Annotated in this window: 18 protein-coding genes; 11 read left to right on the top strand and 7 right to left on the bottom strand. The window is 48.2% G+C overall.

Annotated elements, in window-relative coordinates; translation table 11 throughout:
* The first annotated feature begins 109 nt into the window (after positions 1–109).
* From rpoH to glpG, 3 genes are all read left to right on the top strand, one after another.
* Positions 110–967, top strand: a complete 858-nt coding sequence (gene rpoH, locus LY387_RS00470) for an RNA polymerase sigma factor RpoH (RefSeq protein ID WP_234494951.1) — start codon at positions 110–112, stop codon at positions 965–967.
* A gap of 492 nt (positions 968–1459) precedes the next feature.
* Positions 1460–1786, top strand: coding sequence for a thiosulfate sulfurtransferase GlpE (gene glpE, locus LY387_RS00475; RefSeq protein WP_042478783.1), 327 nt, complete (start codon positions 1460–1462; stop codon positions 1784–1786).
* A gap of 11 nt (positions 1787–1797) precedes the next feature.
* Positions 1798–2637, top strand: a complete 840-nt coding sequence (glpG, locus tag LY387_RS00480) for a rhomboid family intramembrane serine protease GlpG (RefSeq protein ID WP_234494952.1) — start codon at positions 1798–1800, stop codon at positions 2635–2637.
* Positions 2638–2673: 36 nt separating this feature from the next.
* Here glpG and LY387_RS00485 read toward each other — a convergent pair whose 3' ends face one another.
* Positions 2674–3081 (bottom strand): flagellar basal body-associated protein FliL, encoded by a 408-nt coding sequence (locus tag LY387_RS00485; protein WP_128649880.1) that lies wholly within the window; start codon positions 3079–3081, stop codon positions 2674–2676.
* Between the two features lie 159 nt (positions 3082–3240).
* Here LY387_RS00485 and LY387_RS00490 point away from each other — a divergent pair, with 159 nt between their 5' ends.
* Positions 3241–3783 (top strand): chorismate--pyruvate lyase family protein, encoded by a 543-nt coding sequence (locus LY387_RS00490; RefSeq protein WP_234494953.1) that lies wholly within the window; start codon positions 3241–3243, stop codon positions 3781–3783.
* Positions 3780–4640, top strand: coding sequence for a 4-hydroxybenzoate octaprenyltransferase (ubiA, locus tag LY387_RS00495; protein ID WP_234494954.1), 861 nt, complete (start codon positions 3780–3782; stop codon positions 4638–4640). The genes LY387_RS00490 and ubiA overlap by 4 nt, the downstream gene beginning before the upstream one ends.
* Positions 4641–4712: 72 nt before the next feature.
* Here the strand turns inward: ubiA and plsB are convergent, their stop codons facing one another.
* A complete protein-coding gene (gene plsB, locus LY387_RS00500) occupies positions 4713–7172 on the bottom strand; it encodes a glycerol-3-phosphate 1-O-acyltransferase PlsB (protein WP_234494955.1) in 2460 nt (819 codons plus the stop codon).
* A 284-nt stretch (positions 7173–7456) separates the two neighbouring features.
* On the opposite strand from plsB, the gene lexA reads away from it, so the two are divergent.
* The 5 genes from lexA (at position 7457) to hemN (ending at position 11551) form a co-directional block, all read left to right on the top strand.
* Entirely contained in the window at positions 7457–8080 is a 624-nt protein-coding gene (gene lexA, locus LY387_RS00505; protein ID WP_234494956.1) for a transcriptional repressor LexA, read from the top strand.
* 161 nt (positions 8081–8241) lie between these two features.
* Positions 8242–8880, top strand: coding sequence for a class I SAM-dependent methyltransferase (locus tag LY387_RS00510; protein WP_234494957.1), 639 nt, complete (start codon positions 8242–8244; stop codon positions 8878–8880).
* Positions 8880–9446, top strand: a complete 567-nt coding sequence (gene yihI / locus LY387_RS00515; protein ID WP_234494958.1) for a Der GTPase-activating protein YihI — start codon at positions 8880–8882, stop codon at positions 9444–9446. The genes LY387_RS00510 and yihI overlap by 1 nt, the downstream gene beginning before the upstream one ends.
* Before the next feature lie 15 nt (positions 9447–9461).
* Positions 9462–9956 carry a DUF2489 domain-containing protein gene (locus LY387_RS00520; RefSeq protein WP_042478799.1) on the top strand — a complete coding sequence of 165 codons (495 nt, stop codon included), beginning with the start codon at positions 9462–9464 and terminating at the stop codon, positions 9954–9956.
* Between the two features lie 203 nt (positions 9957–10159).
* On the top strand, positions 10160–11551 hold the full coding sequence (gene hemN / locus LY387_RS00525; protein ID WP_234494959.1) for an oxygen-independent coproporphyrinogen III oxidase: 1392 nt from the start codon (positions 10160–10162) through the stop codon (positions 11549–11551).
* Between the two features lie 104 nt (positions 11552–11655).
* On the opposite strand, the gene LY387_RS00530 is transcribed toward hemN, so the two are convergent.
* From LY387_RS00530 to glnA, 5 genes are all read right to left on the bottom strand, one after another.
* On the bottom strand, positions 11656–14220 hold the full coding sequence (locus tag LY387_RS00530) for an EAL domain-containing protein (RefSeq protein WP_234494960.1): 2565 nt from the start codon (positions 14218–14220) through the stop codon (positions 11656–11658).
* A gap of 176 nt (positions 14221–14396) precedes the next feature.
* On the bottom strand, positions 14397–15800 hold the full coding sequence (gene glnG / locus LY387_RS00535; protein ID WP_234494961.1) for a nitrogen regulation protein NR(I): 1404 nt from the start codon (positions 15798–15800) through the stop codon (positions 14397–14399).
* Between the two features lie 47 nt (positions 15801–15847).
* Positions 15848–16840 (bottom strand): nitrogen regulation protein NR(II), encoded by a 993-nt coding sequence (gene glnL, locus LY387_RS00540; RefSeq protein ID WP_234496026.1) that lies wholly within the window; start codon positions 16838–16840, stop codon positions 15848–15850.
* A 191-nt stretch (positions 16841–17031) separates the two neighbouring features.
* Positions 17032–17541 carry a DUF4124 domain-containing protein gene (locus LY387_RS00545; RefSeq protein ID WP_234494962.1) on the bottom strand — a complete coding sequence of 170 codons (510 nt, stop codon included), beginning with the start codon at positions 17539–17541 and terminating at the stop codon, positions 17032–17034.
* A 213-nt stretch (positions 17542–17754) separates the two neighbouring features.
* Positions 17755–19164, bottom strand: coding sequence for a glutamate--ammonia ligase (gene glnA, locus LY387_RS00550; protein ID WP_234494963.1), 1410 nt, complete (start codon positions 19162–19164; stop codon positions 17755–17757).
* A gap of 510 nt (positions 19165–19674) precedes the next feature.
* Here glnA and typA point away from each other — a divergent pair.
* Positions 19675–21507, top strand: a complete 1833-nt coding sequence (typA, locus tag LY387_RS00555; RefSeq protein WP_042478807.1) for a translational GTPase TypA — start codon at positions 19675–19677, stop codon at positions 21505–21507.
* Positions 21508–21551: the final 44 nt, after the last annotated feature.

Raw genomic sequence — 21551 nt, forward strand, 5'->3', positions numbered from 1 at the left:
CTATTGATTATGCATAATTACTAACCCCTTCTTGAAACTGTCATGGTTTAGGTCCAGTATTGTCAGGTTAAGAAGGTGTTGACCCTACTCGAGATAGATGAGGAAGTGAATGGCAAACCAAGCGTATCCAATGGCTTTAGTAACACAAGATAGCTTAGACAGCTATATCCGTTCAGTGAACAGCTACCCTATGCTGACCGCTGATGAGGAGCGTGAACTAGCAGAAAGATTACACTACGATGGTGAAATAGAGGCAGCGAAAGGTCTGATCTTATCGCACCTTCGCTTTGTTGTTCATGTTGCTCGTGGCTACTCCGGTTATGGTCTACCTATGGCTGACTTGGTTCAAGAAGGCAACATTGGTCTGATGAAAGCAGTGAAACGTTTTAACCCTGAAGTGGGTGTAAGACTGGTTTCATTTGCAGTGCATTGGATTAAAGCAGAGATCCACGAGTACGTGCTGCGTAACTGGCGTATCGTTAAGATCGCGACCACCAAAGCTCAGCGTAAGCTGTTTTTCAACTTACGTAAGTCGAAGAAGCGCTTAGGTTGGTTTAACAATGGCGAAGTTGAAACGGTAGCGAAAGAGCTCGGTGTTGAACCATCAGAGGTTCGTGAAATGGAATCTCGTCTTGCAGCGCAAGATTCAACGTTCGAGATGCCGAGCGATGATGATGACTCAGGTACAACCTACACCGCGCCTGCGCTGTATCTAGAAGATAAGAGCTCAGATTTGGCCGAGGACTACGAAGCTCAAAACTGGGAAGCTCACACCAACAATCGTCTAAGCCACGCATTAGCGACGCTTGATGATCGCAGCCAACACATCGTTCGCTCTCGTTGGTTGGATGACAACAAGTCAACGTTGCAAGATCTCGCCGATAATTACGGTGTGTCTGCAGAGCGTATCCGTCAGCTAGAAAAGAATGCGATGAAGAAGCTGAAAGCGGCAGTGGGTGAGTTTTAACCTCCGCACATCGCGAAGCAAATTTTTAAAAGCCGAGGTCAATTGACCTCGGCTTTTTTGATCTCGGCAATGCGTTGTTAAGTACCAGATCAAGTGGTCATCTCGATCCGATAATTGATCGCAAAATTTCGTCTCTTGCCTGTGGATAAGTCTGTGATGAAATTATTTGCCAACTGTCAGAAAGCAGCGACAAATGGTGCTTTGAGAGGCTTTTGGCCTTGGGGATACCTTTTGCTTTACCCACAGTTAGATCAAGATCATACCTAGATGTAGTGGATCAAATGATCCAAAACCACTTTATCAACGCAATCCACAGAGTTACACACAGCTGGTGAAAATGTAGACTGAAGTGGATAACCCTAAAAGGTGTCGGTACTTTGTTAGCACTGAATAGTGCTATTATCGAGCGAGAGAAAATAACCAAAAAAACGCATGCAATACGCTTAATTTTGACGTAGCGCTAAGTGCGATGAAAGTAAAGGATTAGACTCTATGGAGCAGTTTCAACATATTGACGTGCACGGGGCACATCAGTTACTACAAGACAACGACGAAGCAAGGCTGGTGGATATCCGTGATATCCAGAGTTTTAATGTCGCTCATGCCACTGAGGCATACCACTTAACCAATGACAGCATTGTTGATTTCATGCAGCAGGTTGAATTTGAAGCACCAGTATTGGTGATGTGTTATCACGGTATCAGCAGTCAAGGCGCAGCTCAGTATCTCCTTAATCAAGGGTTTGAGCAGGTATACAGTGTCGATGGCGGTTTTGAAGCGTGGCACAGAGCGGCCTTGCCGGTAGAGAGTCACACATAGAGAGAGCAGCAATGGTTAGACTTATCACCCTGCAGAACCCGAGAATGGGGCAGGCATTTATCGATTACATGGCATCGAGAAAGATTGATGTCCAAATGATGCCCGAGGGTGGTGGTCAGTTCGTACTCTGGCTGATGAACAGTGAAGACCAGCTTGAAGCGGAGGTTGAGCTCAAGCATTTTCTCGATGACCCTATGAATCCCAAGTACCAAGCATCGTCATGGGATATGGCAGAAACGCGCCGCAATGCATTCCACTATCAAACGCCAAGCTTTGCCTCAATGCTCAAAGCAAAAGCTGGGATAACGACACTCTCTGTCATGGTATTGTGCTCGGTAATCTATATCACTCAGTTTGTTGGATTAGGGCAGTGGGTGTTCTCTTGGCTGCACTTTCCAGCTTTTGATGGACAGGAGTGGCAAGTATGGCGCTGGTTTAGTCACGCCTTGCTGCATTTCTCTGCCATGCACATCATCTTTAACCTGCTGTGGTGGTGGCAGTTAGGTGGGGATATTGATAAGCGCCTTGGTGGTAAGAAGCTGTTAGAGATCTTTTTCGTCTCTGCCGCTATTTCGGGAATCGGTCAGTATTGGATTGAGGGAGCAAACTTCGGTGGTTTGTCTGGGGTTGTGTATGCGCTAGTCGGCTACCTGTGGATGCTCACGGTGAAGCGTCCTGATATCGGTCTTATTATCCCTAAGCCTATCGTTGCCTTTATGCTGGTTTGGCTTGTGCTTGGCTTTGTTCAGCCGTTCCTTGCTATCGCCAATATGGCGCACCTGACCGGTTTGTTGGCGGGTGTGGCGTTGGGCCTACTCGACAGCTATCGCTTAAAGACAGCCAAGGCTTAAAGACGCTTGAAAATAGCTTAGCCCAACACGCTCATTCTATTGGTAGAGATATTTGGTAAACAGAAGGTCGGCAATGACCGCTTTACCTGTCTCTGCCAATAGCAAGTTGTTGAGATTTTCGACCAGCATCTGACGGATCTCTTCTCGTCCCGCCAAAGACTTAATCACATCGGCATTTTGTTTGCCTAGTAGTTCAATCACAGCATCGCGAATTAGCGGCTGGTGATGCTCAATAATCGCTAAATCATTCACGTCGCCGACCATGACATCAATACGCACTTGAACATAGCCAAGTCGCTTGCCTTTGGTGTGGAAGTTAGTGGTCAATTCCGGCTCGAGAGTGAAATACGCAAGGTTAGGTGCCGACTCCTCTGCGGAGAATGCAGGCATAGCAGCAGTCAAGCCCATGATCAGGAAAAACTGGGTCAGGTAACGTTTACACATATTTCTCTCTTTTAAACTCGAATTAGCCGATATTCCATGAGCCTAATTTTGTTACAATGACGTAATAACGCTGGAGTGTACCGACATGGTTGGTGGTACAATACGCCGTCCAGATGAACAATGATTGTACGCGCTTCAAGCGTGTTATTGAATAGCAAAATGAATGATTCAGCTTTCGACTATCTGAAAATATTACGCCAAGCTCAATGGCAGTCTCCTGACGAGTTTCCTCATCTTAATCGCCATGCTTCGCAATGGTTGACGGAGCAAGGGTCGCTTTCACATAAATTGGCAGAGCATTGTCAACACTTCTCTGTCGAAGTCGTGCGCAATGAAGCCAGCCCACTTCATACCATGTCTCAGGAGGAAATGGAGCTTCTTGACCATGAACCTTGTTGGTTGAGAGAAGTCGTGTTGTCTGGTGACAACCAGCCTTGGGTTATAGGTCGCACGCTGATGTCGCTTGAGTCGATGGACCGCAGCCAATATGATATTTCTCAACAAGGAACCGTGCCGATTGGTGTGACGGTCTTTTCAAGTGCTGATACCACGCGCGATGCATTGCAAGTGGCACAGATTGCCACGCCAGAGGGCGATCTTTTTGCTCGCCGCTCACGGCTCTGGGTAAAAGGACACCCGATATTGGTTGCCGAACTTTTCTTACCCGAGTCACCGATTTACCAACAGGAGTGTGGTCAATGACCTCGACAAAAGCCAGAGCTTACTGGCAGCTGATGCGCATGGATAAGCCTATTGGCTCGTTACTATTGCTTTGGCCAACGCTGTGGGCACTGATTGTTGCTGCAGAAGGCATCCCTGATCTTTTGGTGCTTGTGGTCTTTACCTTAGGTGTGGTCATGATGCGTAGCGCGGGCTGCGTGATCAATGATTTCGCCGACCGCAAAGTCGATGGGCATGTAGAGCGAACCAAGGGTCGCCCGCTGCCATCAGGGCAGGTGTCATCAAAAGAGGCCATTGGTCTGTTTCTATTTTTGGCAGTGGCGTCATTTATTCTGGTTTTGACCATGAATACGCTGACGATTCAGCTTTCATTTGTCGGTGTGTTTTTAGCGTTTATCTATCCCTTCATGAAACGTTACACACATCTTCCGCAGCTGTTTCTTGGCTTGGCGTTCAGTTGGTCAATTCCAATGGCGTTTGCCGCTCAAGCTAACGCTTTGCCGCCAATGGTCTGGTTTATCTTCGTGATTAACGCTCTTTGGACCATCGCTTACGACACCCAATACGCCATGGTGGACCGAGAAGATGATCTTAAGATTGGAATCAAGTCGACCGCCATTTTGTTTGGCAAGCGCGACAAGCTCATTATTGGTATGTTGCAACTGATCACCCTGTTGATGTTGATGGGACTTGGCTACAGTTACCAGTTGGGCGCAAGCTTCTACTGGAGTTTGCTTGTGGTGAGTGCGCTGTTTGTTTATCAGCAGTGGCTAATTCGCCATCGTGAGCGCCCACTTTGCTTTCAGGCCTTTCTCAACAACAACTATGTAGGAATGGCAGTGACTATTGGCTTGCTAAGTGCATTTCTGTTGAAGTAACTGAGAGTTATCGAGTTAAAAAAAGCGCGGTCATTGCAAAATGACCGCGCTTTTTCGTTTTCTCAAAGAGGATTACTCACTCTCGATGCTTTCATCGTCATCTAAGCTAGGGTCGCTTTGATGAACACTCTCTTGAATAGTAAGGCGTACCTCTGGGTACAACAGACCGTAGAGCATACCGGCAAGGTTTTCAGTGGCTGCGATATCGCAGTTACCATCGATATCTAGGTAACCTTGCTCTTTTAGTGTGCTAAATAGCGCCGCGAATACGCCCTTATCGAAAAACTCTGGCGCATTGATACTGTGCAGACGACCCAGGCGCTGAGCAATGTCTTGGCTCTTTTGTTCTAGATCGCGCTTGCCAAGCTCTGGGTAGCACGCCAGCAGATTAAGAGAAATCGCGTAGCGCTGCAGCGTCTCAGAAATCGTGCGGCCCAACAGCATCAGAGTTTGGGTGTTGGACTGATTCATTGACACGACGCCTTGATCAACCAGCACCAGTTCTTGGCGCGACAGCTCATTGATAATGCTATCGACCATCGACTCCAGCTCGCTCTCTTCAATGCTCAAGAACAGCTCTTTTTTCAAGAAAGGATAGAGCTTCTGAACATTGTATTGAATCTGCTCCAGTGACAGTTTGTGCTGACGAATCAACATCTGTGCGATAAGTGATGGCAGTGCGAACAGGTGAATAATGTTATTGCGGTAGTAGGTCATCAGAATCGACTGGTGACGGTCTAGTGAGATAATGTCACCTAGGGTGTCCGACTCAATAACAAATTTATCCAGTGACTCGGCATGCGCGACAAGCTCTTCTGCCGTTGCATTAGGCAGCGTACATGTCTTCGAATAAGGTACGTGTTTAAGCAGTGAAAGATAGCAATCAATCTGGTTAACTAAGCTATCACGAGACAGTGCACGTTGGCGTGATGCCAACAGAGCAGTCGCACAAAGCGTCAGAGCATTAGCGGCGGCAGCGTCGTTGATGTTGGTCATCATCTTAGTCGCAAGGTCATTCACCGCAGGAACCAACCACTGTGGCTTGCTGGTACCCATTGGGTCGATGTCTTGCGTCCAGTTAGGTGCCGCTTCGTTAAGGTACTGGTTAAGTGGGATTGGCTCACCAAAGTTCACGTAGCCTTGACCGAAGTTACGCAGCTTACGCAGCGTTTTAAGCACCTGACCCGCGTTCTCTTTCTCTTTGCGCTTGCCGCGTAGCTCTTTCGCGTAAGTGCTCACTTCCATCACGTGTTCGTAACCAATGTAAACAGGCACTAACGTGACAGGACGGTTAAGACCGCGCAGCATAGCTTGAATCGTCATCGCCAACATGCCGGTTTTCGCTTGCAGTAAGCGACCGGTACGTGAGCGACCACCCTCACTGAAGTACTCCACTGAGTAGCCTTTCGCGAACAGTTCAGCGAGGTACTCACGGAAAATCGTCGAATACAGCTTGTTGCCCTTAAAGCTGCGGCGAATAAAGAAGGCGCCACCGCGGCGAAAAATAGGGCCGGCTGGGAAGAAGTTGAGGTTGATGCCCGCGGCAATATGCGGCGGAACCATACCTTCTTTGTACAGCACGTAAGAGAGCAACAGGTAGTCCATGTGACTGCGGTGACACGGAACGTAAACAATCTCGTGACCGTCTTGAGCCAGGCGGCGAACGGTAGAGGCGTTGCTGACATTGATGCCTTGATACAGCTTGTTCCACAGCCATGTCAGAACGTGATCACCACTTTTTACTAGCTTGTAGGAGAAATCTGCGGCGATCTCATCCATGATTTGCTGAGCTTCTTTGCGTGCCTTCTCTTCACTCACGTCGTTGCTTTGTGCGTGGTCTTTGATCGCTTGTTCGATAACTTGCGAGTTGAGCAGGCGATGGAACAGCACTTGGCGGTTTGGCAGGTTGGGGCCTGATGCTGCGAGTTTCTGACGCGAGAAGTGAATGCGGGCCACGCGAGCGAGTTTGTGTGCAATAGACTCATCGGTGCCGTGAGAATCAGCCATATAGCGCAGTGATACCACTGGGCTAAAGCGAACCATGCAGTCTCGGCCAGATGCCAATACCGCCATGGTTTTTTGTACGCCATTCATCGGCTGCAAGTAAGGTTTTGGCGTTTCTTCTTTGCCAGGCTTACGACCCCATAAGACCGTCGCAGGAATCACTTGAACATCAAGTGATGGGTCTTTTTCGTGCTCTTTGAGTAGATCAGAGAAGAGGGCAATAGACTCATTCGGGACGTCTTGGTCGCTGGTAATCAGCGTCGGTCTTGAAGCTATGAACACAAAGCGATCACGTTCTTCGCCATTGAGCACGATCGGCTCAAGCGGATCTGGCAGTCCTACCGCGAGCGCTTGCTTTTGTAGGGTCAGGAGATCAACGTTTGAGCTGAAGGGCAGTGCATACACCACAGGTTTCGAGATATCGATATTGTGGTCTTCGATGGGGTTAGATGGAATCGCCGTCCCTTTTACTAGCACCGACATGGGCAGTTTTATAAAGGAACGGAACAGTGATTGTCCTGAAGACATAAAGGTTCACAGCCTCAATTTGTTCAAAGAAACAATGCCAGAGGATGAAGCATGGCAACACAATGTTGTGTATTAATCCTAGGCATTAGATTTAGTGCGCCGCAAGCATACCAGAAACTGGTCTTACCTTTTACTGAAAAAACAGTACAACGACATATTTACAATTCTATGCGCCATTGTGTTTAGTTATGGTGTCAATCTGCTAAAAAAACAACCAATTATCGTTGCAATTACAGTATTACTGGATATACTCACAGTTAACTGTATAAACAGACAGGTGATGTATGAAGCCGCTAACGCCCCGACAACAGCAGGTCTTTGATCTAATCAAAGCCAAGATAGACGACGTAGGTATGCCACCTACGCGTGCCGAAATCGCTAAGGAACTTGGGTTCCGCTCAGCGAATGCGGCCGAAGAACACCTAAAAGCACTCGCTCGTAAAAAAGCGATTGAAATCATTCCAGGCGCCTCCCGTGGTATCCGAATTCTGCTTGAGCAACAAGCAGCGAACGAAGACCAAGGCCTACCGCTTATCGGTCAAGTGGCGGCAGGTGAGCCTATCTTGGCTCAAGAGCACGTAGAAGCACACTACCAAGTGGATCCGACTATGTTTAAGCCTCAGGCGGATTTCCTACTTCGCGTAAACGGCGAGAGTATGAAGGATATCGGTATCATGGATGGCGACCTACTAGCGGTTCATAAAACCCAAGACGTTCGTGACGGTCAGGTTGTGGTCGCGCGCGTTGACGAAGATGTGACGGTGAAGCGTTTGGAGCGCAAAGGCGCAACGGTTCTATTACATGCAGAAAACGAAGAGTTTTCGCCGATTGAAGTCGACTTGACGGCGCAGCATTTAGCCATTGAAGGCATCGCCGTGGGCATCATCCGTAACACGGATTGGATGTAACCTAATTCGGCGGAAGGGCATTTTGTTGTCTTCCGCCAACCTTCCTCGGCCAAAATTACACAAATTGTAGAAAAAATACCCGTCTCTACTCCACTCCGTGCTCACTTTCTGGTATGTTTCGCACCCTTGTATTGATCAGGGTATCGTTCAGGAGAGGAATTGTGGAATCTTGCCCACTGTGTTCGGGACAATCCGTCCACCATTACCATAGTGACAAAAAGCGTGATTACTTGCAGTGCTCGCGTTGTGAATTGGTGTTTGTGCCAAGAGAGCAGCGTCTCGATGCAGTGAGTGAAAAGGCGCACTATGACCTTCACAATAACGATCCCCAAGACCAAGGATACCGCCGCTTTTTGTCTCGATTGGCAGAGCCAATTTTGCAGCGAATTGCACCCGGTTCAAAAGGACTAGACTTTGGATGTGGTCCAGGTCCGACTCTGTCACTGATGCTCACAGAGCAAGGTCATGACATGGCACTGTACGATCTGTACTATTATCCGGATAAATCCGTACTCGATAATAGCTACGATGTGGTGACTGCGACAGAGGTTATCGAACACTTGTATGAGCCAAACCAGGTTTGGCAACAATGGTTATCGCTCATTAAGCCTGGAGGATGGTTAGGCTTAATGACAAAACTGGTGATAGATGTAGACGCATTTGCAAAATGGCACTACAAAAATGACCAGACACATGTTGTTTTCTTTAGTCGAGCCACGTTCTTGTATTTAGCAGAGCGAGACGGGCTGGATATTGAATTCATTGGTAATGATGTCATTTTACTGAGGAAGCTTACGTAATGAGTCGTAAGAAAAAATCAAGAAAGCCGGGTTCTAATCCAGAGCCGGTAGTTGCGGTTACCCGTAACCGTTCACAAGCGGACGTTGACGGTCGCTTGCGCAAGCGTTTGAAAAAACGCAAAGGTCAGAAGTCAGGCAGCCGCCACTCTGAAGGCAAAGCTGTTAACCAGTCGACGGGTGGCGCTAAGCTAGACCCTCGCCTAGGCAGTAAGAAGAAGATCCCGCTTATCGTTGAGCCTACAAAGAAGCCAACCAAAGTTGAGCGTCGTCTATCTGCTGAGCAAGAGCTCGAGATGCTAGAGAACGATGCGCAACTGAACGTGTTGCTCGATCGTATCGAAAGCGGTGAGAACCTAGGTGCTGGTCTACAGAAATACGTGGACGAAAAACTGGATCGTATTGAGAAGCTGATGAATCAACTTGGTCTTATGGAGCCTGAGTATGATGAAGACGAAGAGCTTGATATGCCAGTGGCTGAGGTGTCTGCACCAAGCAAGAAAACAAGCAGTGATGATGATCTATTGTCGCAGTTTGAAGATATCGACATGGATCAGTTCAAAGGGTAACAAGGGGTAGAGTAGATGAATACCGTGACGCTGTTAACCATTGCTGGTGTGCTCATTATTGTGGGCTTGGCAAGCTACGCGGGCTATTTGCTACTGCAACTCAAAAAGCAAAAGGAGTTGCAACAACAGCATCGTGAGCTGGCAATCAAAAAGCGTAATGCCAACATCTTCGAGAGTGTGGATACCATTTGCTTAGCGACGATTCAGGGGCAGTGCGACCTGTCGGAAGCGGCAATTCGCCTCTATAACATCATGGACTATGTTCAAGGTGATGAGCGCGTCGACTTTGACAAAGAGTTTCCTGCCACTGCTGAGCTTTTCCATATCGTCAAAGACATGCCTCGCGGTGATGCGAGACAGGAGATGGAAAAGCAACAGCGAATGCGTGACAATCTGACGCGCCAAAAAGCGGAAGCACGCCTCAATGATGCTATTGTAGAAGAGCTAAAAACGCTGCAACGCACCGTCCAGCCTCTCAATGACCAAATCGATATCAAACTGGTGGGTTAGCTTTAGCTTGCCTACCGTTAGCAAGTGATCGTGATAGCAAAATTGGCGATCACTTGCACAATTCCACTTCTTGACGGGATACCCGTCATATTTGTGTGGCAAAATAGCGCCTAGTTGACTCCCTATACCGTCAGGCATTTCTCGTCGGTCTTAGCTCGTAGGTTTAGTGGGGCGAAAGCAACGTGTTTATTGGAAGTATGACCATGTCTCAAAATCAATCCGAAACTCAACAACAGATCGTCTGGGATCAAGCTATCCTCGACAAATACAACTATTCCGGTCCGCGATACACCTCGTATCCAACGGCGGTTGAGTTTCATGAAGCGTATACCATTTCTGATTACGATATGGCGTGTACTCAATACCCAGAGCGTCCGCTTTCGCTGTATGTTCATATCCCCTTCTGTCACAAGCTTTGCTACTACTGTGGCTGTAATAAGGTGATTACTCGTCATGCGCACAAAGCCGATGAGTATCTTGATGTTATTGAGCATGAGATTCGCCAGCGTGCGTCCTTGCTGCAGGGCCGAAAAGTCACCCAGCTGCATTTTGGTGGTGGTACGCCAACCTTCCTGACGAAGAGCCAAATCAGCCGCCTAATGGCCATCTTGCGTGGTGAGTTTTTCTTTGAAGCGGATGCTGAGATCAGCATTGAAGTCGATCCACGCGAAATTGAGCTGGATATGCTTGACCACCTACGTGAGGAAGGCTTCAACCGACTAAGTATTGGTGTTCAAGACTTCAATAAAGAGGTTCAAAAACTGGTAAACCGCGAGCAAGATGAAGAGTTCATTTTTGCTATGGCGAAGCGAGCGAAAGAGCTTGGTTTCCGCTCGACCAACCTAGACTTGATTTACGGCTTGCCAAAGCAGACAAAAGACCGATTTGCACAGACACTTGAGCAGGTGCTCACCATGCGCCCTGGTCGTTTGTCGGTGTTTAACTACGCACACATGCCAAACCTGTTTGCAGCGCAGCGTAAAATCAAAGATGAGGACCTGCCGCAAGCTGAAGAGAAGATGGCTATCCTGCAAGATACCATTGCTACCTTGACCGGTGCGGGTTATCAGTTTATCGGTATGGATCACTTTGCGCTTCCTGAAGATGAGTTGGCTGTTGCTCAGCGCGCTGGGGAGCTGCACCGAAACTTCCAAGGCTACACCACACAGGGCGATTGTGACTTGGTTGGGTTTGGTGTTTCTGCTATCTCTATGATTGGTGACAGCTACGCTCAGAACCAAAAAGAGCTGAAGAAATACTACGCTCAGGTGAACGAGTCTCGTCATGCGTTGTGGAAAGGTGTGGTGCTAGACAAAGATGACTTGATCCGTCGTGAGGTCATCAAGCAGCTTATCTGTAACTTCAGCCTAGACAAGCGGTTCGTTGAAAAGATGTTTGCTATCGACTTCAATCAGTACTTTGCAGAAGATTTGAAACTGCTGCAAACCTTCATTGACGATGAGTTGGTCGCGGTGTCAGATGACATGATTGAGGTGACTCTGCGAGGTCGCCTGTTGATTCGCAATATCTGCATGAGCTTTGACAAATACCTCCGCCAGCGTGCACGTCAGCAACAGTTCTCACGCGTTATCTAACGTTAGCTGACGTAGAGTCGACCAAATAGCGAAAGCCCACTAGCCAGTTAGCGTAGTGGGCTTTTTTACATCTGGGATATGGGGACTGACAAACGTTTACGGGCTTAGGCCATCTTATCGAGTGAGTTGACTTGATCATCCCAAAGCATACTTGGCCACTTCTCTATTGGAAGAGGCGGGCTGAACAAATAGCCCTGCGCATGATGGCATCCAAGGGATTGAATGAGCTCAGCTTGTTGCTGGGTCTCAACACCTTCGGCAACCAGGCTAAAGCCAAAACTCTTAGAAAGCTTGGTAATGGCGGCAACGACGCTGTCGTCGACGTTATCACGTGTCAGTCGGTCGACAAACGCCTTGTCGATCTTCAAGCTATCAAACGGCAGCTTGTGCAGATAGGCTAGCGAGGAATACCCGGTACCAAAATCATCAATCGCGATGCTTGCGCCCAGAGATTTAATGAGGCTCATATTATCCAATAGTACCGGATCGTTATCAGCCAGCTTTGATTCCGTTACTTCGATGGTCAGTTGGCTGACAGGGAATCGAGTTCTCTCAAGCAACTGACTCAACTGCTCTACATAGTCTCCGTCTGACAGTTCAAGAACGGACACATTGATATGCAGCTGGAAATTGGCGGGCAACGCACCCTTGTCTATCTCTGTCTTGACCGTCTGCATTGCTTCCGCTGCCATGTGTTGACCAATTGCCTTGATAAGACCGGAGCTCTCCGCCAGAGGGATAAAATCGAGTGGAGAGATAAACTGCCCTTGATGATCGCGCAGCCTCAGAAGTGCTTCTGCGCCAAATGGCTGGCCGGAGCGAATATCGACAAGGGGTTGGAAGTAGACTTCGAAAAGGTCATGGTCGATGGCGTGGCGTAAGTAGGTCAGCAATCGAGTTTTGTTCTTAGACTGCTCTGCCATCACAGGCGTATAGATGCTGACGTGATTACTCTCGGTCTTAGCATGACTGAGCGCAATACCTGCATTTCGAAGGCAGGTGTCTGCCTTTGCGCAGTCAGAGGTGATTCCGATAGAGATGTTGACGCTCAGTGGCTCTCCCGCCACCACAAAGGGTGCAGAGAAAACCTGACGCAGACGATGTTGATAGCAAAGCTGTTGCTCTGCGGTGATGCTGGGTAGATAGATTGCAAACTCATCGCCAGCAACGCGCCCCAAGACGCCATTCTCTGCTAAAACCCAAGCTTTGAGGCGCTCAGCAACGATGGTGAGTAGTACATCTCCATAGTGATGCCCAAGGCTATCATTAATGTCACGAAACTGATTAATGCCAAGTAGCATCATGGTACCACTGCTACTTTGCTGCGCCTTTAGCGAGTCGCACGTCTCGATAAAGCCCTGACGACTGTACAGCTTGGTTAAGTTATCGCGAGTCAGCTGCTCTCGCAAAGCATGAAACGAGGCTTGCAGGTGTGAGCGCATCGACGAAAAGCTTTGCAGCAGTTGTGAGATTTCGCTAATTCGATTGCGTTTTGGTAACGGGTAATCCCATGAACCATTGGCAATTTGCTTAGCCGCTTCTGCCGTTTCCGAGAGTGGCACGGTAAGCCTGTTGAGAACGACAATCCCCATGCCCAATCCTAGTAGACCAAGGATAAGCCCTGCCCAGAGCATACGATTGCTAACTACTGGAATATTGCCCATTAAATCGTCGGCAGAAATCACCACCGCGACATACCAACTCAAGCGCTTATCGGATTGATAAGGGCTAATCATGATGTACTGTGTCGTGCTCTCATCATCGAACGCGAGAAGCTTGGGGGCGCTTGGCTCCATATTGTGGATGCTTTGACTCAGATACTGCAGCAGCGGGCTTTCGCTGTTAGACAACGAGCGACGATGGCCCGATTTATCCAAAATGGTCCCAGTGCCACTTTGAGCAATGAGCTCATGGTGTTCATCCACCACGTAAACTCTGGCACTGTGTGTGGTATCCAAATCATTAAGAAAACGACTAAAGGTATCAATCTGAACATCAATGGCCGCAACACCAATCAGTTCACGCGTGCCACGAAGAGATTGAAACACAGGAGAGAGCGCGGAAATCGTGATCTCCTGCGCTTCATCTGCATTGGTATAGACTTTTGACCAGGTCGCGTCAGGCTGCTGACGTACAGGTTGATACCAAGGGCGCTCGCGCGGGTCATAGGGTGAAATCGTGGCCACGACCTTCGACTCGCGAGTATCAGAGGCGTAGACATTGAGGGTATCTTCGGTACCAATGTCTTTGACCATCAGCGAAAACTCAGACTCTTCACCGTCACGCTTAGTTACTCTCAGCGCAAGAAACTCACCTTGCTCCCCGCCAAAACCCATCAAGTCAATTTGTGGAGATTGTACGTTAAGAGAGGCGAAGCTGGAGCGCAGGTAGGCCTCCAATTTAGCGGTATCATTGGGCGTGTAGAGCTGGTGGTATTCGATAGCGTGCGCCAGAGTTTCGACGGCGGTCATTGGCTTGTCGAGATAGATATCAAGACTGTGCACTACGTTCGTGGTTAAGCTAGAGAGTTGTCTGTCGCCGACCTCCATCGCCAGGTCGTCATAACGTTGTTTCTGCAGCCATAGGATAGTGCCAACCGAGCACAAGAACACCGCAATAAAGGGTGCAATCAGTGCTTTTTTGAGGGACAGAGTGAATAATCCAGGCATACAAACAACGTACTTAACTGATGAAACAAACAGAATGAAGTTAACGGGCGAGGGTTTCGCCGGTCTCTATAATAAATCGGCAGAGCGGGGGTAAAGTTTAGGCCATTAACACAATTAATGGCCCAAATAAGTGATAGTTTTGTCGGTAAAGTGTGTGCGAATGTGTGACGTCAGTATTAGTAGAGTTCTTTTAGCTTACGAGTCAGGGTGTTACGACCCCAGCCTAACACTTTAGCGGCATCCTGCTTGTGACCATTGGTGTGAGAAAGTGCCGCCTCAAGCAAGATACGTTCGAATTCTGGCTGGGCTCGGTTAAGGATTTCAGTCTCTCCAGACTCTAAAGCTTGCGATGCCCATGACGATAGAAGCTGCTGCCAGTCGCCACCACTCATCTCTGTCATGCGCTTTGGTTCATCGAGCAGTTCTGGCGGCAGGTCGTTCGGCAGTATTTCGCTGCCACTCGCCATGACTGTCAACCAGCGACAGGTGTTCTCGAGCTGACGTACGTTTCCTGGCCAATCCAGCTTATTAAGGATCTCTACCGTGTCTGGGTTGAGCGATTTGGTCTCAACTCCAAGTTCCTCCGCTGCCAGAGACAGGAAGTGCAGAGTGAGTTTTTCAATATCCTGCTTGCGCTCTCTCAGTGCTGGGATATGGATGCGGATAACATTGAGGCGGTGGAACAAATCCTCACGAAACTCACCATCGTTAACCAGCTTTTCCAGATTCTGGTGTGTCGCCGCGACGATACGAACATCCACTTTGACCGCAGAGTGACCACCCACGCGGTAGAACTGACCGTCTGCCAAAACACGCAGTAAGCGAGTTTGAATATCAAGAGGCATGTCACCAATCTCATCCAAGAACAGTGTGCCGCCGTTTGCCTGTTCGAAGCGACCCTGCCTAACACTATTAGCGCCGGTAAAGGCGCCTTTCTCGTGACCAAACAGTTCTGATTCGATGAGATCTTTAGGAATGGCTGCCATGTTTAGTGCGATAAAAGGTTTTGCCGAACGTGGGCTGTGTCTATGCAGGGCATGAGCGACGAGTTCTTTACCCGTACCAGATTCTCCGTTAATCAAAACCGAGATAGAAGAGCGAGATAGGCGGCCGATAGCGCGAAACACTTCCTGCATCGCAGGGGCTTCACCGATGATCTCTGGCGCCTCTGCCGTAATCGTATCGTCACTGCTTAGAGCGCTTTTTTGCTCTTGGCTATGAGTGATGGCTCGTTCGACGAGCGTTAAGGTTTCGTCGATATCAAAGGGTTTAGGCAGATACTCGAAGGCGCCTTTTTGATAGGCGTTCACTGCGGCGTCTAGATCGGAGTGCGCTGTCATGATGATAACAGGAAGCTCTGGTGCGCTTTGTTGGACGCGATTTAGAAGCTCGATACCATCGATACCAGGCATGCGAATGTCTGACACCAATACATCAGGTGTCTCCCGCTCAAGCGCCATCAATACGCTTTCGGCATCCGCGAAGGTTTCACATTTGATATTTGCTGACGACAGGGTTTTATCCATAACCCATCGTATTGAGCTGTCGTCATCGACGACCCATACATATCCTTTACTCATAGCCAAACTTCCTTACAGCAAGCTCATCCAACAACCTCTTAGGGCGTTTAAATGGGCAGATAAATAGTAAAAATGGTACGACCGGGCCAACTTTCTACGTCTATTTTTCCATTGTGTTGGTCGATCAAGTTTTGCGAAATGGACAAACCAAGTCCGGTACCGCCTTCGCGACCACTGACCATAGGGTAAAACAGTGTGTCTTGAAGCTCGGCAGGAATGCCTGGTCCATTGTCGATAATTTCTATGCGAGCGGCGAGTTTATGACGCTGTCCGTGAATGTTGGCTTGATGAACGGTGCGGGTACGCAGCGTGATCATGCCATTTTCTTGCTTGGACAAGATCTGTGCAGCATTGCTGGTGATATTAAGCAATGCCTGCTCGATTTGGTCTGTATCCATCAGTATTGGAGGGAGACTCGGATCATAGTCGCGCTCGATTGCTATGCCGGTGCCAGCGTCTAGCTCCACCAGTTGGCGAACCTTTTCCAGTATTAGGTGCAGGTTTTCTTGTTTTTTAGTACCCGGCTTTTGGGGTCCAAGTAGACGATCAACCAGTGCCCTAAGCCTATCAGCTTGTTCAATAATGATATTGGTGTATTCATTGAGTGACGGGTCAGGGAGCATCTTGGATAGCAGTTGTGCTGCGCCGCGAAGTCCGCCTAGTGGATTTTTTATCTCATGCGCTAACCCGCGAACCAGAAGCTTAGCCGCCTGCTGTTGAGCGTGTTGGTTAAGCTCTTGAGTCAGCCTTTTTTGCTGGCCGATCTTGCGCATTTCAATCAGCAACATCAGCTCTTTATTCCAAGAAAGCGGACTTACGGTCACCTCGAGCAACAAGGGTTTTCCGTCAACGACAAAGGTGACGTCGCTATCGGTAATGCTCTGGCCGCTTTGCAGTGGCTGTGTCAGCAGTGCTAAATCAAGTGAGGCATGTTGGATAATCTGAGACAAATGGCAGCCAACCAGGCGCTTTGAGCTTTGAGAAAACAATTGCTCCGCTGAGGGGTTGGCATACTGAACCGTTAGCCCTTCATTTAGCATCAACGTGGCTGTTACCACATTATTGAGTATTGCATCCGTCAATTCACAATTCGCCACACGCTATCCTTACTCTGTTCAAAAATGGTGCATTGCACGAGCATCGAAAACTCAATGCACTAATTTGGTGCATCCAATGAGCTAAGTATGGCGCAATTTGGGTTAGAGTAAAAGCGTCAGGGTAGATAGGCTCTCTATTGCACCGATGCACGATGAAGATGCACAGTAATTGTATCTGATGATGCAATTACCTTGCCGCTTTGTAGAACCTGAAGTGTTAACGTGTGTGTACCGCGATCGATGTTATTGAGTCGCCACTTAGGATTCGATTGCGGAGGCATAACTGGCGAGCCATCGAGCAGTAATTGAAGCTGCTGATCCGTTCTGAGATTGGGTGTGAGTTCTGCAATAACATCGATAACGCCGGCGTTGCTGCGAATGGTCGCGTCATGCTTTGGAGAGCGGACGCTCACGCTCAAAGGAAGAGCACTGCTGCTTTTGTCCTCTTTGTCCGTAAGGGAGCTAAAGGTCCAATCGACATCGCTCTCGTTCAATACTTGAGGTGGAGGAGGGGCGTCAGGGAGTTCAATGCGTTTGGCGTCTTTGTGCTCAGGAAAGTCACTAAAGTGAAGATTACCCTGTGTATCTTTCCAGACATAGACTTCGCTTGTATACGAGTTGGCACTAAAAAGACTGAGTCCCAATATACTGAAACTTAAAAGCCGAGAGCGAAAAAGAATGGGGGAACAGAGCCAGGCGGAATTCATGCTTGAACCTTCAATCAAATAGAACGATAAAGTCCATGCTAGCCCCAGTCTACAAAGGGCTGAATACGAAAAAGGCTCGCCTGCGAGGCGAGCCTAATAATTATGAAAACATGTAATGTATACAGGTCTATCTACTAAACACAGTGTTTATTAAACAGAGTAGTATAGTTCGAACTCAAGTGGGTGAGTTGTCATGTTTACTTTCTCTACGTCTTGAGACTTAAGGTCGATGTAAGAATCGATAAAGTCATCAGAGAATACACCGCCAGCAGTTAGGAACTCACGGTCAGCGTCTAGGCACTCTAGCGCTTCTTTTAGTGAGTAAGCCACTGTTGGGATCTCTGCCGCTTCTTCAGCTGGTAGATCGTAAAGGTCTTTATCCATTGCTTCGCCTGGGTGGATCTTGTTCTTGATACCGTCAAGACCAGCCATAAGCATTGCAGCAAAGCATAGGTATGGGTTCGCTGATGGATCACCGAAACGTAGCTCGATACGACGTGCTTTCGGGCTTGGTACCACTGGGATACGGATAGAAGCAGAACGGTTACGAGCTGAGTAAGCTAGCATAACTGGCGCTTCGAAGCCTGGGACTAGACGCTTGTACGAGTTAGTTGATGCGTTCGCGAATGCGTTGATTGCGCGAGCGTGCTTGATAACACCACCGATGTAGTAAAGTGCTGTTTCAGAAAGGCCGCCGTACTTGTCGCCAGCGAATAGGTTAACACCGTCTTTCGCCAGAGATTGGTGAACGTGCATACCAGAACCGTTGTCACCAACAAGTGGTTTAGGCATGAATGTCGCTGTCTTACCAAATGCGTGAGCAACGTTGTGAACCACGTACTTGTAAACTTGGATTTCATCCGCTTTAGCTGTTAGCGTGTTGAAACGAGTCGCGATTTCGTTCTGACCCGCAGTTGCTACTTCGTGGTGGTGAGCTTCAACGACTTGACCCATTTCTTCTAGAACTAGACACATTGCAGAGCGGATGTCTTGAGAAGAGTCAACTGGAGCTACTGGGAAGTAACCACCTTTAACGCCTGGACGGTGACCTTTGTTACCGCCTTCGAAGTCAGAACCTGTGTTCCAAGCTGCTTCTACGTCGTCGATCTTGAAGAAAGAACCAGACATGTCTGTTGCAAACTTAACGTCGTCGAATAGGAAGAACTCTGGCTCAGGACCGATTAGAACTGTGTCTGCGATACCTGTTGAGCGCATGTAGTCTTCAGCGCGCTTAGCGATTGAACGTGGGTCACGGTCGTAGCCTTGCATAGTTGCAGGCTCAAGGATGTCACAACGAATGTTCAGAGTTGCATCTTCAGTGAATGGGTCAAGAACAGCGCTAGATGCGTCTGGCATCATCACCATGTCTGACTCGTTGATGCCTTTCCAGCCAGCAACAGAAGAACCGTCAAACATTTTACCTTCTTCAAAGAAGTCTGCGTCTACTTGGTGTGCAGGGATAGAAACGTGTTGTTCTTTACCCTTAGTGTCTGTAAAGCGTAGATCTACGAATTTAACTTCGTTCTCTTGGATCAGCGATAGAACATTTTCTACTGACATCTTGGAAAACCTCCAGTGTTATTAAAGCGGTTAAGTGCTCGATTAGTGTTAATCGGCATTGATTAACGTCTGCTTATTGAAGTGCGTTAATCGATGCTGATTCTAGTAAAGCTAAAACCGTGCCAAAAAATAAATCCTTTATTTTTCAATGCCATGAAAAACTTAGTTCCAAATTGGAGCAAACGTTTGCACCAAAATGATCATTGATTGCACCATAAGTGTGCAATGTTAAATTCTTGCACCAAGTTGAATCAAATAGCCCATACATTCAGCATGGTTTTGGCGCGCCTGTCAACCGATACCTTTTCATGACGTTTCATGTTGCGCAGTTTTGGTGAAACCCAGGTTTTCCCTCTCTATATGCAGCAAAAGCAGTGTAAACCGACTATGTTTAAGCAAGATTTCAACGAAGAAGATCACAACTCTCGATATTTCTGGTATATTGCGGGCGTTTTTTTAATCGAGTCAGCGGCTATCGTGCGGCGACTCTTGACTGAGTGAAAGAAATCTATGTCAACTCCACAGATTGATAAGTTAAGAAACATTGCGATTATCGCGCACGTTGACCACGGTAAAACTACCCTTGTTGACAAGCTGCTTCAGCAATCCGGTACTCTTGAGTCTCGCGGTGAAACTGAAGAGCGAGTTATGGACTCGAACGATATTGAAAAAGAGCGTGGTATTACCATTCTTGCTAAGAATACCGCGATCAACTGGAACGACTACCACATCAACATCGTAGATACTCCGGGACACGCGGACTTCGGTGGTGAAGTAGAGCGTATTATGTCGATGGTAGACTCAGTACTACTTATCGTTGACGCAGTAGACGGTCCAATGCCACAAACGCGTTTCGTAACGCAAAAAGCATTCGCGCACGGTCTTAAGCCAATCGTTGTAATCAACAAGATTGACCGTCCAGGTGCTCGTCCTGATTGGGTTATGGATCAAGTATTCGACCTATTCGACAACCTAGGTGCTTCTGACGAGCAGCTAGACTTCCAAGTGGTTTACGCATCGGCACTAAACGGCTGGGCTACGCTTGAAGAAGGCGAAGAAGGCGAGAACATGGAAGCACTATTCCAAGCTATCGTTGACAACGTAGAAGCGCCAGCAGTTGACCCAGAGGGTGCACTACAGATGCAGATCTCTCAGCTAGACTACAGCTCATACGTAGGTGTTATCGGTGTAGGCCGTGTAACTCGCGGTACGGTTAAGCCTAACCAACAAGTAACGGTTATCGGCGCTGACGGTAAGACTCGCAACGGTAAAGTAGGTACTATCCTTGGTTACCTAGGTCTTGAGCGTCACGAAGTTCAACAAGCAACGGCGGGCGACATCATCGCTATCACGGGTCTTGGCGAGCTAAAAATCTCTGACACTATCTGTGCTCAGGGTGAAGTTGAAGCGCTACCAGCACTGTCTGTTGATGAGCCAACAGTAACCATGACGTTCCAAGTAAACACCTCTCCATTCGCAGGCAAAGAAGGTAAGTTCGTGACTTCACGTAACATCCTTGAGCGTCTAGAGAAAGAATTGGTACACAACGTTGCACTGCGCGTTGAGCAACTTGACGATCCAGACAAGTTCCGTGTATCAGGTCGTGGTGAGCTACACCTATCTATCCTTATCGAGAACATGCGTCGTGAAGGCTTCGAGCTAGCGGTTTCTCGTCCTGAAGTTATCATCAAAGAAGAAGATGGTCAGAAGCAAGAGCCATACGAAACAGTAACTATCGACGTAGTTGAAGAGCACCAAGGTAGCATCATGGAAGCTATCGGTCTTCGTAAGGGTGAGCTAACTGACATGGCTCCAGATGGTAAAGGCCGTATCCGTATGGACTTCATGATGCCATCTCGTGGTCTAATCGGTTTCCAAACTGAATTCATGACACTAACGTCTGGTTCTGGTCTTCTATACCACACGTTCGATCACTACGGTCCATTCAAGGGCGGTGAGATCGGTCAGCGTGTAAACGGTGTACTTATCTCGAACGGTGCTGGTAAAGCGCTAACTAACGCACTGTTTAACCTACAAGAGCGCGGCCGTATGTTCATCGGTCACGGTGTTGAGGTTTACGAAGGCATGGTTATCGGTATCCACAGCCGCGACAACGACCTAACGGTTAACCCGCTTAAAGGTAAGCAGCTAACTAACGTTCGTGCATCTGGTACAGATGACGCACAGGTTCTTACTCCGCCAATCATCATGACTCTAGAGCAAGCGCTTGAGTTCATCGACGATGACGAGCTAGTAGAAGTAACACCTGAAAGCATCCGCATCCGTAAGAAGTTCCTATCGGAAAGCGACCGTAAGCGTGCAAGCCGCGAAGCTAAGTCTTAATTGATTTAGATGAGATGTGAAAAAACCAGCCGAGAGGCTGGTTT

This window comes from Vibrio maritimus (assembly GCF_021441885.1).
Taxonomy (GTDB): domain Bacteria; phylum Pseudomonadota; class Gammaproteobacteria; order Enterobacterales; family Vibrionaceae; genus Vibrio; species Vibrio maritimus_B.